Annotated in this window: 9 protein-coding genes; 5 read left to right on the forward strand and 4 right to left on the reverse strand. The window is 67.5% G+C overall.

Annotation, left to right across the window (positions count from 1 at the left end; translation table 11 throughout):
• Positions 1 to 101 precede the first annotated feature (101 nt).
• From FHX72_RS00140 to FHX72_RS00155, 4 genes are all read left to right on the forward strand, one after another.
• Positions 102 to 716, forward strand: coding sequence for an ATP-dependent Clp protease proteolytic subunit (locus FHX72_RS00140; protein ID WP_068482799.1), 615 nt, complete (start codon positions 102 to 104; stop codon positions 714 to 716).
• 14 nt (positions 717 to 730) lie between these two features.
• On the forward strand, positions 731 to 1,402 hold the full coding sequence (locus FHX72_RS00145) for an ATP-dependent Clp protease proteolytic subunit (RefSeq protein WP_068482795.1): 672 nt from the start codon (positions 731 to 733) through the stop codon (positions 1,400 to 1,402).
• Between the two features lie 125 nt (positions 1,403 to 1,527).
• The gene (gene clpX / locus FHX72_RS00150) at positions 1,528 to 2,805 is read left to right on the forward strand and encodes an ATP-dependent Clp protease ATP-binding subunit ClpX (RefSeq protein ID WP_068482792.1); all 1,278 of its coding nucleotides are present in this window, start codon (positions 1,528 to 1,530) and stop codon (positions 2,803 to 2,805) included.
• 186 nt (positions 2,806 to 2,991) lie between these two features.
• The gene (locus FHX72_RS00155) at positions 2,992 to 3,873 is read left to right on the forward strand and encodes a 4'-phosphopantetheinyl transferase family protein (RefSeq protein WP_183622312.1); all 882 of its coding nucleotides are present in this window, start codon (positions 2,992 to 2,994) and stop codon (positions 3,871 to 3,873) included.
• On the opposite strand, the gene FHX72_RS00160 is transcribed toward FHX72_RS00155, so the two are convergent.
• Both FHX72_RS00160 and FHX72_RS00165 read right to left on the reverse strand, forming a co-directional pair.
• A complete protein-coding gene (locus tag FHX72_RS00160; protein WP_183622314.1) occupies positions 3,870 to 5,237 on the reverse strand; it encodes a M1 family metallopeptidase in 1,368 nt (455 codons plus the stop codon). The two genes, FHX72_RS00155 and FHX72_RS00160, sit on opposite strands and share 4 nt — an antisense overlap.
• Positions 5,234 to 9,172, reverse strand: a complete 3,939-nt coding sequence (locus FHX72_RS00165; RefSeq protein ID WP_183622316.1) for a Pls/PosA family non-ribosomal peptide synthetase — start codon at positions 9,170 to 9,172, stop codon at positions 5,234 to 5,236. The genes FHX72_RS00160 and FHX72_RS00165 overlap by 4 nt, the downstream gene beginning before the upstream one ends.
• A 260-nt stretch (positions 9,173 to 9,432) precedes the next feature.
• Between FHX72_RS00165 and FHX72_RS00170 the strand changes: the two genes are divergently transcribed.
• The gene (locus FHX72_RS00170; RefSeq protein ID WP_183622318.1) at positions 9,433 to 11,100 is read left to right on the forward strand and encodes an HtaA domain-containing protein; all 1,668 of its coding nucleotides are present in this window, start codon (positions 9,433 to 9,435) and stop codon (positions 11,098 to 11,100) included.
• A gap of 344 nt (positions 11,101 to 11,444) precedes the next feature.
• Here the strand turns inward: FHX72_RS00170 and FHX72_RS00175 are convergent, their stop codons facing one another.
• Together FHX72_RS00175 and FHX72_RS00180 are read right to left on the reverse strand one after the other, a co-directional pair.
• Complete coding sequence (locus FHX72_RS00175) at positions 11,445 to 13,523, reverse strand: M3 family metallopeptidase (RefSeq protein WP_183622320.1); 2,079 nt, start codon at positions 13,521 to 13,523, stop codon at positions 11,445 to 11,447.
• A gap of 70 nt (positions 13,524 to 13,593) precedes the next feature.
• Complete coding sequence (locus tag FHX72_RS00180; protein ID WP_183622322.1) at positions 13,594 to 13,929, reverse strand: hypothetical protein; 336 nt, start codon at positions 13,927 to 13,929, stop codon at positions 13,594 to 13,596.
• Positions 13,930 to 13,931: the final 2 nt, after the last annotated feature.

A 13,931-nucleotide genomic window follows, 5' to 3' on the forward strand; every position in this document is an offset into this window, starting at 1 on the left:
GGCGACGGATGCGCGGCACCGTGTGCCGTGGGCGAACAGGCCAACGCTGGCCTCGCAGCTCTACTAGATTCGGTGACGACCGTTAGGGAAATGGAGCGACCGTGGCTGATATTCAACTGCCGAACAGCGTCTTCGACAGGCTTTTGAAAGACCGCATCATCTGGCTCGGGTCCGAGGTGCGCGACGAGAACGCGAACGAGATCTGCGCGAAGATCCTGCTGCTTGCTGCAGAGGACCCAGAGCGTGACATCTACCTCTACATCAACTCGCCAGGTGGATCGATCACCGCAGGTATGGCGATCTTCGACACGATGGAGTTCGTGCCGAACGACATCGTCACCGTGGGTATCGGCATGGCGGCCTCGATGGGTCAGCTGCTGCTGACCGCAGGGGCGCCTGGCAAGCGATACATCACGCCGAACGCGCGAGTCCTGCTGCACCAGCCGCACGGCGGCTTCGGTGGCACGGCGAGCGACATCCAGACCCAGGCGCAGCTGATCCTCGACATGAAGGCACGCCTCGCGTCGATCACGGCGCAGCGCACTGGCAAGAGCCTCGACCAGATCAACGAGGACGGCGACCGCGACCGCTGGTTCAACGCCGATGAGGCGCTCGCCTACGGCTTCGTCGACCACATCCGTTCGTCGGCAACCGAGGTCACGGGCGGCGGCGGCACGAAGCGCGACGCCGAGACCAAGTCCGAGTCGGCAGAGTAAGGAAGCCAGAGCATATGAACACCCCATTTCTGACCGGCGGCTCGCCAGCAGGCGTGCAGAGCCCCTCGTCGCGGTACATTCTGCCGACGTTCGAGGAGCGCACGGCCTACGGCTACAAGCGCCAGGACCCGTACGCGAAGCTCTTCGAGGACCGCATTATCTTCCTCGGCGTGCAGGTGGACGACGCTTCGGCTGACGACATCATGGCCCAGCTCCTCGTGCTCGAGAGCCAGGACCCCGACCGCGACATCACGCTGTACATCAACTCGCCAGGCGGCTCGTTCACGGCCATGACGGCGATCTACGACACGATGCAGTACATCCGTCCAGAGGTCTCCACGGTGTGCCTCGGCCAGGCAGCTTCCGCTGCCGCCGTGCTGCTCGCGGCCGGACAGCCGGGCAAGCGTCTGGCTCTGCCGAACGCTCGTGTCCTCATCCACCAGCCCTCGACCGGCGGTGCCGGCCAGGGGCAGGCGTCTGACATCGAGATCCAGGCGCAGGAAGTACTGCGGATGCGCACGTGGCTCGAGGAGGCGCTCTCGCGTCACTCCGGCACGTCGCTCGACAAAGTCAACCGCGACATCGAGCGCGACAAGATCCTGTCGGCCAACGAGGCCCTCGAGTACGGCCTCATCGACCAGGTGCTCACGAGCCGCAAGGGCGCCGAGCCGGTCATCATCGACTAGTTCGAATCGACCGGACTGCGACACGAAGTACCGAGATGGCCGCGCTGGGGGAGTCACCCTGGCGCGGCCATCCGGGCAATGTCGGTGGTTCGGGTTAGTCTTGGCAGACCGCGAAGGAGGTCCTCATGGCACGTATCGGTGAAAGCAGCGAGTTGCTGAAATGCTCGTTCTGCGCCAAGAGCCAGAAGCAGGTCAAGCAGCTCATCGCTGGTCCTGGTGTCTACATCTGCGACGAATGCGTCGAGCTGTGCAACGAGATCATCGAAGAGCGAATGGCCGACTCCGAGACCAGCGAGGTCAAGGACTTCGAGCTCCCGAAGCCGCGCGAGATCTTCGCCTTCCTCGAGGAGTACGTCATCGGGCAGGAGCCCGCGAAGAAGGCGCTCGCCGTCGCGGTCTACAACCACTACAAGCGAGTTCGTGCGCTTGGCCAGATCACCTCGGCAGAAGACCGGGTCGATGAGGTCGAGATCTCGAAGAGCAACATCATGCTCATCGGCCCAACCGGATGCGGCAAGACCTACCTCGCCCAGTCACTCGCGAAGCGGCTCAACGTTCCGTTTGCTGTCGCCGACGCGACGGCGCTGACGGAAGCGGGCTACGTCGGTGAAGACGTCGAGAACATCCTGCTGAAGCTCCTCCAGGCCGCCGACTTCGACGTGAAGCGCGCTGAGACGGGCATCATCTACATCGACGAGATCGACAAGATCGCGCGCAAGGCAGAGAACCCGTCCATCACGCGCGACGTCTCCGGCGAGGGTGTGCAGCAGGCGCTGCTGAAGATCCTCGAGGGCACGGTTGCCTCGGTCCCGCCGCAGGGTGGCCGCAAGCACCCGCAGCAGGAGTTCATCCAGATCGACACGACGAACGTGCTCTTCATCGTGGCGGGCGCCTTCGCGGGGCTCGAGGAGATCATCTCGTCGCGTTCGGGCAAGAAAGGCATCGGCTTCGGCGCCCCCATCCACTCGAAGAACGACGACCTCGACCTCTACAGCGAGGTCCTGCCGGAAGACCTGCACAAGTTCGGTCTCATCCCGGAGTTCATCGGCCGCCTTCCCGTCATCACGACGGTCTCGCCGCTCGACCGTGGCGCGCTCATCGACATCCTCACGCAGCCGCGCAACGCGCTCGTGAAGCAGTACCAGAAGATGTTCGAGCTCGACGGTGTTGAGCTTGTCTTCGACGAAGGTGCGCTCGAGGAGATCGCCGACCTCGCCGTGCTGCGCCAGACGGGTGCTCGTGGTCTTCGCGCCATCCTCGAGGAGACGCTCGGGCCCGTCATGTTCGAGGTGCCGTCGCTCGACGACGCGAGCCGCGTCGAGATCACTCGCGACGTGGTGCTCAAGAACGCCGCGCCGACGATCATCCCGCGGCCGGAGCTGCGCGCCGAGAAGTCGGCGTAGCTCGCCCGAGTTCGACCAGAGCTCGACGTTGTCGAACGAGTTCGGAAGCCCCGCGTGTGCTCACGCGGGGCTTCCGCCGTTCAGCAGTCGCACGCTGGGAGCTGGGCAGCAGGGCGGTGGGGAACAGATGCGCCGCACGACATTAAGAGCGCATGCCTCGCGCGTCCAGCCAGGGAGGCGCCGCGCGTGAAGGTCACCGAGCTGCGCATCGACGATGCGCTCGTCCTGAGTGCCAACTCCGAAGAGTTGAGCGGACGCGAGCGACGGCTGGCGCTCGAAGTGCTCTCCACCGGTGACCGCGAACGACTCCGTGGGATGAGCGATGCCCGAGCGGACGCCTTCCTCGCGGGTCGGCTGCTCGTTCACGCGGGACTCGCGAGCCTCGCTCCGCGTCTCGATCTCCCCCCTTCAACTCTCGTTCCAGAGCGCCACGTTCCCGGTTCCGATCTGCCTCCTTCAAATCTCGGGATGGGTTTCGCGCTTCGGGATGGGTTGCAACCCATCCCGAAGCGCGAAAACCATCCCGAAACGAAAGGGTGGGAGCAGGCACCGGAGCAGACGCGAGAGTGGGCGCGGGAGCGGGGGCAGGTGTCCGAGGGCGGCGGAAACCTAATGCAGGCGGTGGCGCTCGAGGTCGTGTGCTCGCGCTGCGGTTCGAGTGGGCACGGCAAGCCGAGCCTCCCGGGCGTACCTGTGCTGGTCAGCATCGCGTACGCCGGCCCGACGGTCTTCGTCGCGCTCGCGAGCGCGGATGGCTGCTTGGCGCTCGGCATCGACGCCGAAGCGCTGGGACTCGACAGCGAAAAGCCGGCACTCAACAGCGAAAGCCCCAGCCCCCGCGTCGAGTCCGACGTCGAGTGCGGACCGGCCGGGGACCTCGAGCGTTGGACGGTCGTCGAGGCGGTCCTCAAGGCCGACGGTCGGGGGCTCCGGGTCGACCCAGCCGAGGTGGAGTTCGATGGAGATGCTCTGGCGCGTGTCGGCGACGATGACGCGGCCTACCGCATCCACCGGACTGTCATCGACGACCGATTCCTCGTGGCGGTCGCTCTGAGGATGATCGGCTAGAGCCTCTGGCGAGGAAGCCGGGACACCCTCGCCGGTGCACCTGCCGGGAGCTCCGGGAGCGCAAGCTGGTACAGCCACGCGTCGAAGAGCTCATGGAGGGGAGCCGCCGGAACGACTGCCGCGGCATGCTCGAGGAACTCCGCGGTCGACGCCACGGAGGATCGCTTCTTCTGCGTCCAGCTCGTCAGGATCTCGAAGAAGGCGGAGTCGCCGATCGTGAGGCGCAGCGCGTGCAGGGTGAGCGCACCGCGCTTGTACACACGGTCGTCGAACATATCGGCGGCGCCGGGGTCGCCGAGCAGGAGATCCTGCGGCAGTCTAGAGAGCGAGCGCCAGTAGTGCCTGGCGAGCTCGTCGGCGCTCTCGGCGCCGCTTGCCTCGGACCAGATCCATTCGGCGTAGCAGGCGAAGCCCTCGTTGAGCCAGATGTGCTGCCAGCCGGCCACGCCGACGCTATTGCCGAACCACTGGTGCGCGAGCTCGTGCGCGACGAGCCGCTCCTGTCCGCGCGCCCCGTCGATCTGGTTGGCGCCGAAGATGGCCATGCCCTGGGCTTCGAGGGGAATCTCGAGGTCGTCGGCGGTCACGATCACGGCGTAGGTGTCGAAGGGGTACGGGCCGAACGTCAGCTCGAAGGTGCCCATCATCTTCGCGAGGTCGGCGAGGTCGGTGCCGACCCGGCGGGCGAGCGAGTGCGGGTAGTGCAAGTGGCCGGCGACTCCGGCGAGCTGCACGTCCTCGCGCTGGTACCGCCCGATCTGGAGGGTCACGAGGTAGCTGGCGGTCGGCGCCGCCTCCTCGTAGACCCACGTGGTCAGCCCGCCAGAGGCTCGCTTCGAGGTGAGGGAGCCTGTCGCGACGACGTCGTAGTTGCTGTTGACTGAGACCTGGATGCGGTAGCTCGCCTTGTCGCCGGGGTGGTCGTTGCAGGGGAACCAGGTCGGGGCGCCCGTTGGCTGCGAGGCGACGATGATGCCGTCTTCGAGTTCCTCCCAGCCGATGACGCCCCATCGGGAGCGTCGGGGACGTGGCGCGCCCTCGTAGACGACCTCGAGTGCGATTTCGTCCCCGACTTCGACTCGCTTCGAGAGAGTGACCTTGAGCTTGCGGTCGCTCTGCTTGAAGCGTGCCTGCTTGTCACCGCGAACAGTGACTTTGCTCACGCGGAGGCCGACGAGGTCGAGCGAGAACGCGGTGAGCGGCACGGCCGTGCGGATGCTGAGGGTCGCGGTGCCGGAGAGTCGGTTGTTCTGCATCCGGTACTTGAGCGCCAGCTCGTAGCGTTCGACCCTGATGCTGACGTCCCCGCTCTGCGGGGTGTAGGGGTTGCCGGGCAGTGGCTCTGGTGCCGCCGCGCGGATCATGAAACCTTCGACTGGTAGGCGCGCAGCTTGACGGCACGCCATGGGCCGATGGGGTTGCCGCTCCAGCGGCTGCCGACGGGAACCGACTCACCGCGCATGACCAGGGACGCTGGCCCCACGGTGGCGTGAGCGCCGATCGTGGCGGCCGGGAGGATCACGCTGTGCGGTCCGAGCGTTGCGCCTGCTTCGAGGGTGACGGTGTCCATGCTCATTATTCGATCATGGAATAGGTGAGTCTGGACAACGCAGCCCCGGTTGACGGTGGCTCCGTCGCCGAGTGTGACCAGATCGGCTTCCGGCAGCCAGTACGAATCGCACCAGACGCCCTTGCCGATCTTCGCGCCGAGCGAGCGGAGCCACATCGCGAGAGCCGGCGTTCCGGCGGCGCCTCGGGCGAACCAGGGGGCCGCGACCATCTCGACGAATGTGTCGGCGACCTCGGTGCGCCACACGAAGCTCGACCACAGTGGCTGCTCGGAGACGCGGATGCGCCCCACGATGACCCACTTGGCGAGGGTCGAGACGGCAGCGGATGCTGCTGCTGCCGCGAGCAGCACGAACCCGGACAGGACGATGCTCCAGCCGACGCCGACGGTCGTCTCGATGGTGGCGAGCCCGAAGAGCACGCCGAGCCCGAGGCCGCAGGTCACGATGACGGGGACGATGCGGCACAGCTCCCAGAGGGCTCGCGCGACTCGGAGCGCCTGCGGCGGGTTGTAGGTGCGGGATTCGTCGCCGTCGACCGTGACGCGGCGGAGGCGGACGGGCGGGGAGCCGAGCCAGGACGAGCCGGGCTTCGCCTTGGCGGGCGCGGCGGAGAGCACGGCGACGAGGCCGTCGCGGGGGACCGAGTGGCCGGCGGCGGCCATGCCCGAGTTGCCGAGGAACGCTCGCGCGCCGATGCGGGCGCGCTCGATGCGCATCCACCCGTTGTGCAGTTCGTAGGAGGCGACCATCGTGTCGTCGGCGAGGAACGCGCCGTCGTCGATCTGGGTCATCGAGGGGAGGAGTAGCACGGTCGAGGCTTCGACGTCGCGGCCGACCTTGGCGCCGAGCATGCGCAGCCAGACGGGCGTGAAGAGGCTCGCGTAGAAGGGGAAGAGCATGGTGCGGGCCGCGTCGAGGAGACGCTCGATGCACCAGGCCTGCCAGGCGACCCGCGAGCGCACGGGGTGCGTGCCCTCGGTGAGCCCGATCGAGAGGAGCCGGACGAAGACGACCACGAGCCCCGCGAAGGTCACTCCGGTGGCGAGCACTGCGGGGGCGAGCCAGGCGAACGCGGCGAGTGCAGCATCTCCGAGTGAGTCGGCACCGCGCATCCCGGCTGCGACGACAACTCCACCCACGCCGAAGGAGAACAGCGGGAGGAGCGCGAGCGCGACGGAGGCGACGGCGTAGACGGCGGCCCAGCCGAAGGGTTCCGGCGGGCGCTCGGCCGGCCAATCGCTGGCGCGCACCTTGCCGACCCGAACGGCGGGCGAGCCCGCCCAGCTCTTGCCGGAGCGAACCCGGCCGAAGACCGCGGACCCTGGCGCGATCTCTGCGCCCTGGCCGATCTTCGTGCCGGGCGCGAGCGTGCTGCGCGCGCCGACGGTTGCGCCGGCGCCGATGCGGATGCCGCCGATGCGGACGAGCGCGCCGTCGATCCAGTACCCCGTGAGGTCGACTTCCGGCTCGATGGCGGCGCCGTCGCCGAGCTGCAGCATGCCGGTCACGGGAGGGAGCGAGTGCAGGTCGACGTTGTTGCCGACCTTCGCGCCGAGTGCGCGAGCGTAGTAGACGACCCAGGGCGCTCCCGCGAGGCCGACGGCGTCGATCTGGGTGGCTACCTGCTCGGCGAGCCAGAGGCGCATGTGCGTGGATCCGCCCCGCCGGTAGTCGCCGGGCTTCAGGCGGAAGAGGAGGATGCGCGCGGCGGCGACCGAGATCGCCATCTTGCCGAATGGGGTCACGAAGACGACGAGCATGACGATGATGAGCCAGGCCGGCGCATCCGGGAGTACGTCGAAGCCGGGGAGGAGCTGCAGTAGCGCGCTCGCCGTGAGCAGGTAGGTGACCCAGCGTGCGCCGGCCAGGATGTGCAGGGGGAGACCGGCGACGAGCTGCAGGATGCGCGCCGACAGCGGCGTGGGCCCTGGCGTGCTGAAGGAGGTCGGTAGTTCGTCCTCGTCGTCGAGCGCTTCGGTGATCGACTCGGTCATTGCGCCGAGGCGGGGGTGGTCGTAGACGTCGGCGACGGTGAACTCGGGCACCCTGGAGCGGACTCGCGTGACGAGCTGGGCGGCCGAGAGCGAGCCTCCGCCGAGGTCGAAGAAGTCAGCGTCCTCGCTGCCGATGGGCAGTCCGAGGACGGCCTGCCACTGCTCGGCGAGCCAGGCGACGTGGCCGTCGAGGTCTCCGGAGACTTCGTCGGCTCCCGGTAGCGGCCAGGGGAGGGCGTTCTTGTCCACCTTGCCTGAGGTGCGGGTCGGCAGGGACTCGACCTCGGCGAGGAGCGGCACGAGCGCCTTCGGGAGCTGCTCGCCGAGCTCGGCTCGCGCGAGCTGGCGTTCGTAGCCTGGCCCCGTCACGATGTAGCCGACGAGGATGGAGACGCCGGCCGAGGTCTTGCGGACCGCGACGGCCGACCCGGTCACGCCGGTCACGGCCTGCAGCGCCGCCTCGACTTCGCCGAGCTCGATGCGTCGGCCGCCGATCTTGACCTGGTCGTCGGCGCGCCCGAGGAACACGAGTCCCTCTGCCTCGTACTTGACGAGGTCGCCCGAGCGGTAGGCGCGTTCCCAGCCAAGGCTCTCCATGGGGGCGTATTTCTCGGCGTCCTTGGCAGGGTCGAGGTAGCGGGCGAGGCCCACGCCGCCGATGATGAGCTCGCCGGACTCGCCCTCGGCGACGCGCTTGCCCTCGGCGTCGACCACCGCGAGCTCCCAGCCGTCGAGCGGCAGGCCGATGCGGATGGGCGGGGTACCGTCGAGCAGAGCAGCGCAGGCGACGACGGTCGCCTCGGTCGGTCCGTACGTGTTCCATACCTCGCGGCCTTCGCCGACGAGGCGCTGCGTGAGCTCGAGCGGGCAGGCTTCGCCGCCGAAGATGAGGAGCCTGACCTGCTCGATGGTCTCGCTCGGCCAGAGCGCGGCGAGGGTCGGCACCGTGGAGACGACGGAGATCTGGTGTCTGAGCAGCCACGGGCCGAGATCTTCTCCGGAGCGGACCAGCGATCGCGGGGCCGGCACGAGGCACGCGCCGTACCGCCAGGCGAGCCACATCTCCTCGCAGGAGGCGTCGAAGGCGACGGAGAGGCCGGCGAGCACGCGGTCTCCGGGCCCGATCGGGTCCTGCTGGAGAAAGAGCTTCGCCTCCGCGTCGACGAACGCCGCGGCCGATCGGTGCGAGACCGCGACGCCCTTCGGTACTCCAGTTGATCCCGATGTGAAGATCACCCAGGTATCGTCGTCCAGGTGTGGTCCGTCGAGTTCGGCGAGGCTGCTGCTCTCGGGATGCGGGGCCCCGCCGTCGAAGAGGCTGACGGGTTCGCCCGCCTGCTGGTCGCCGTCGGCCGCGAGCACGAACTCGCCGTCGCCCTGGATGGTGCCGCGCACCTTGGCCTCACCGAAGACAAGCACGGCCCGCTCGTCTGGGTCATCGACGTCGACGGGCACGTAGGCGGCGCCGGCGGCGATGATCGAGAGGATCGCGATGTACAGCTCTCGCGTGCCGGAGACGAGTCGCACGCCGACCTTGTCGCCCCTCCGTACCCCCGCATCCTGCAGCAGCTTGGCCGTCTGCGCGACGTAGGCCGTCAGGTCCTGGTAGCTGAGCGGGGCGTCGCCGTCGTCGATCGCGATGGCGTCGGGATGCGCGGTGGCCGTCGCCGAGAGCACGTCGATGAGCGTGCGGGGCGTGGGGGCTGCCGCGGATCGGTCCAGAGGGGATTGCACGCAGCAACGCTACCGGCCGAAGGTAACGCGGTGGTTGCCGATCGTCTTCGCGCCGCGGGGACGCGTCCGTATTTCACCCACTGGATTTCGAGGAGTCGTTGTCGAACCTGACTTTCTCCCGTAAGGTAACCCTAGCCTTACTTAGCGTTACCTAACCCGTTCCACCGGGTGGCGCCCCCAACGTGAGGCTTTCGGTACACGGCACTCGCCGCGCATCTGCGCGCGTGTCGGCGAGCCGTGGCTTCTACTCAGGAGAACTCATGACAGCAGTGCAAGAACGGAAGGCCGGCCGGTCGTCCGCGCTGGCTCGCGGTGGCGCGACACTCGCCGCCGCTGGCCTCATCGCGGCGGGCCTCGGCCTGGGCGCAGCACCGGCGTCGGCCGCTGAAGGCGACGCAAACGTCGAGAACGTCTCGTTCTCGTGGCAGCTCAACGACGAGACCGGTGGCGGCGCCTACTTCGGCGGCTGCAACTTCCTCGTCGCGGGAGCGGCGGGAGACAGCGGCTCCTCGCGTCTCTGGACCGAGGCGGACGGCTTCTACAAGGCATCGGAAGGCAACGTGACCATCACGAAGCTGAACGCTGCTGGCGAGCAGATCGCTCCCACCTGGGGTACGAAATGCCAGACGCCGGCGGGCGGCAACGTCTCGCCGAGCGCCGGCTCGACGAGCAACAACCGCGTCAACTTCGCGGCTGGCACGGGAACGGTCAACCCCGCGACCGACACCGGCACCATCTCGTGGGAGGGTGACTTCACGATCGTCTTCTACGATGGTCTGACGTACTGGACGGTCTCCGACCCAGTGCTGAACGTCGTCAACGGCGTCGGAACGCTCAAGGGCACGGCCTCCGGCTACGGAACCTCGATGGAGGACATGACGCAGTGGGTGCCGATCGCTCCAGAGCAGATCGACCTCGCCACGCTCGACGGTGTCGACATCACGGCAACCGGCGTCTCGGTCACCCCCGACTACGCAGGCGTCGAGGTTACGACGGCGGGCACGCCGCAGAACCGATCGGCCGCGAGCTGGGGCTCGTTCCCGCAGTCGCTGGTCGACTTCAACAACAAGACCGGCCAGTCCTCCTACTGGTACTCCTCGGGCGGCGCAGCTGACCCGAAGAAAATCGCGAAGGGCTTCTCCGCGACCTACGCGGAGATCGTCACTCCTGAGGTTCCCGGCACGCCCGACGGCAACGTCGACGTGGTCATCCCCGAGTTCGAGGAGCCGATCGATCCAGAGACCGGTTCGTTCTCGTGGGCTTGGGCTGACCCGAACGGCGCCAACCTCGGCACCGCTGTGCAGACCGGCGACAGCTTCGTCGCCAACGGCTCGATCAGCGACGTCGCCGTGATCGACACGCGTGCTGGTGGCACGGCGTCGTACGGCTGGACGGTCTCCGGACAGTCCACCGACTTCAGCAACGGCACCGACACAATCTCGGCCGCCAACCTCGGCTGGGCTCCCAAGCTCGCTGAGGGTACGAGCCCGAGCGTGACAAAGGGTGCTGCCGCGACCGGCCTCAACACGGCGCAGCAGCTCGCGACGTCGAACGCCGCCGCAAGCGCAACCCTTGGTGCTGACCTCACGCTGACGGTCCCCACCACCACGAAGCAGGGCGCGTACTCCGCGACCCTCACCATAGCGTCTAGGTCGCCGTTCCAGACCTCGGTGATCTGCTCATCGACTACCCGCGCGGATTCGCCCTTTTCAAGGAGCTTTCGGATGCGCTCAGACTCTTTGCGGGGCCAGTGGCCGAAGAACGCCCAACCGAGTGGCGCGAAGGCTTCAGCTGCGAGCTGTACTTCCCTGGTCAGGGACTCGATCGAATCTGCCATGGTCAGATGGCATTCGGTGATTCGCTCACTTCGACGAGTCCGCGGCGGCACGCACGGAGCCCCGCTGAGCTCGGGGGAGAGCTGGATTTAGTGAGCGGTTAGGCTGCGATCGCGGCGGCGAGCCCGGCGATTTTTGTCCGGTCGGAAGCCCGATAAGTCGGGACAATCCGCCGTCTGGTCGAAGTTGCCCGCGCGGCCAACAGCTCGGCGTTCAGGTCAGCGACGGAGGCAGTTCAGCTTTCCCGATGCGTGAGGCGATGCGTGTGGTCGACATCGGGGCTGCTCGTCGGCTCCAATGGAAACCACCACCATGCGAAAACGCCCCGGGTTCAGTTCCATGACGAGCTGGGGCGACTTTTCGACGTAGCGTGCCGCGACCTCCGAAGAGTCTTGTTCGGACAGCAAAATGGAGGGGCCGAAGCCCCTCCATTTCAGCTACTGCAGTCCGCGTCGTTTCAGCAGCGGCTCGATCGGCGCTGGTCCACCGAGTAGGTCGCTGACCAGGCCTAATGCGTCCCGGGAGCCGCCTGGTTCGAGGATCTTCCGGCGGAACTGTTCACCCGCTTCGCGCAGGTCGGCCTGCTCCGCGAACCAGTCGACCGTTGCCGCGTCGAGCACCTCGCTCCAGATGTAGCCGTAGTAGCCGGCGCTGTAGCCGCCGGCGAAGATGTGCTGGAAGTAGGGGAGCGTGTAGCGGGGTGGCACGGCGGGAAGGTCGAGTCCATAGCGGCGCAGCACCTCCTGCTCGAACGCCTCTACATCGGTGACCTCGGCGGCTGCTTCTGGTGACAGCGAATGCCACTCGAGATCGATGACCGATGCCGCGAGGTACTCGCTCGTGCCGAAGCCCTCGTTGAACGACGCCGAATCGAGGAGACGCTCGACAAGCTCCTCCGACAGCTGCTCGCCGGTCTCGTGGTGCCTCGCGTAGTTGCGCAGCACCTCGGGCCACAGCATCCACATCTCGTTGACCTGGCTTGGGAACTCCACGAAGTCACGCGGAACGTTCGTGCCGCCAAGGCTCGGGTATCCGACAAGGGCGAAGAGCCCGTGCAGCGCGTGCCCGAACTCGTGGAACAGCGTCTCCACCTCGTCGAACGTGAGCAAAGTTGGTGAGCCCTCGGCGGGCTTCGGGACGTTGAGCGTGTTGAGCACCACCGTCGGCTCGCCGAGCAGACGGTTCTGCTGGATGACCGAATTCATCCACGCCCCGCCGCGCTTCGAGTCGCGCGTGTACAGGTCAAGCGAGAACAGGCCGACCTCGGTGCCGTCCTCGTTGCTCACCTCGTACACAACAGCGTCTGCGTGGTGGCCGCGCAGCTCGGGGCGTCCCGTGAACGTGACCCCGAAGAGGCGGTTCGCGGCGTAGAAGACGCCGTTCTCGAGCACGGCTTTCGCCTCGAAGAACGGACGCATCTGCGAGGTGTCAACCGCGTAGTCACGAGCGCGGACCTTCTCGGTGTAGAACGCCCAGTCCCACGGCTCGAGCGCGAAGCTCGGCTCGCCAATCGCAGCCTGCTCGGCGTCGATCGTCGCCTGCAGCACCTCCTGCTCACGGCGCGCGTTGGCTGCAGCCGGGGTCGAGAGCTGCTCAAGGCGCGCGCGAATCGCGGCTGCGCTTCCCGCCGTCGACTTGGCCGCAGCCGCCTCAGCGTGGTTCTCGAAGCCGAGCAGTTGGGCGCGCTCGGCGCGGACTCGCACCATCTCGAGCGCAGTAGCCCGGGTGTCGTGGTCGCCACCGCGGCTGCCGCGCGCCGATGAGGCCTCGAACAGCTTGCGACGCGTCTCGCGGTTCGTGAGCGTCGACAGCAGCGGGTGCCCCGTGAAGAGCACCAGCGAGATCAAGTACTTGCCGCTCAGGCCGCGGGCCTCAGCGGCAGCGGATGCGGAAGCGATGGCGCCCTCGTCGAGGCCAGCAAGCTCCTCGGCGGAGTCGACAACCAACGCGAGCGCGTTGCTGTCGGCCTGCAGCTTCTGGTCGAACTGGACCTCGAGCTCCGAGAGGCGCCCGTTCAGCTCACGGAGGCGAGCCGAAGACGCGTCGTCGAGGCCGGCACCCGCAAGGCTCGAGTTGCGATGCAGCTTCTCGACGAGGAACCGCTGTTCGTCGGTGAGCCCGGCCTGCTCACGGCCGTCGAACACCGACTGGATGCGCGCGAACAGCTGACGATTCAGCGTGATGGAATCTTCGTGGGCGGTCAGGCGAGGCCCGATCTCCGCTTCAATCTTGTCGATGCCGGGGGTCGCGTCGCCCGAGCTCAGCGTGAAGAAGACCGCGACAGTTCGCTCGAGGAGCTGACCCGAGCGCTCGAGAGCCTCGACCGTGTTCGAGAAGGTCGCGGGCTCCGGGTTCGCGACGATCGCGTCGACCTCAGCAAGCTGTTCTGCCATACCGGCCTCGAACGCGGGGAGGAAATGCTCCTCACGCACCTCTCCGAACGGCGGCAACTGATAGGGGAGCGCGCTGGGGGTTGCGAACGGGTTCTCGGCATCGAGCTGCACGGTCTGGGTCATGCGTTCAACCCTAGGCGCGACCACCGACGCGGCACGCGCATCCACCTTCCGCGCAGAGCGAAAGGTGCCGCTACGCGCGGGGCGCTGGCTCCGGGAAGAGGTCCTCGTCCTCGTCGAAGACGTCGTGCTCGTCGCCGTCCGCGACACCCACACCTGCACCGGCTGGCTCATCGGCCCCGCTCACGTGCACCGAGCCGTCAGCGCGCAACGCCACGCGCGGGCCCTGCTCGAGTTCGGCAACGGGACGCCCCTCGAGCCAGGTCAGGGTCCACCACAGCTTTGAGAGGTCGCCGAGAGAGGGCACGAGGAGCCGCTCCTGCGCAGAGCAGGCCTCGACGAACGCCGGGTACTTCTCAAGCGAGCGGGGCGGGACGGAACCCGCCCGCCACCGCTCGCCGATCTGCATGC

This window comes from Pseudoclavibacter helvolus, from assembly GCF_014191305.1.
Taxonomy (GTDB): domain Bacteria; phylum Actinomycetota; class Actinomycetes; order Actinomycetales; family Microbacteriaceae; genus Pseudoclavibacter; species Pseudoclavibacter helvolus.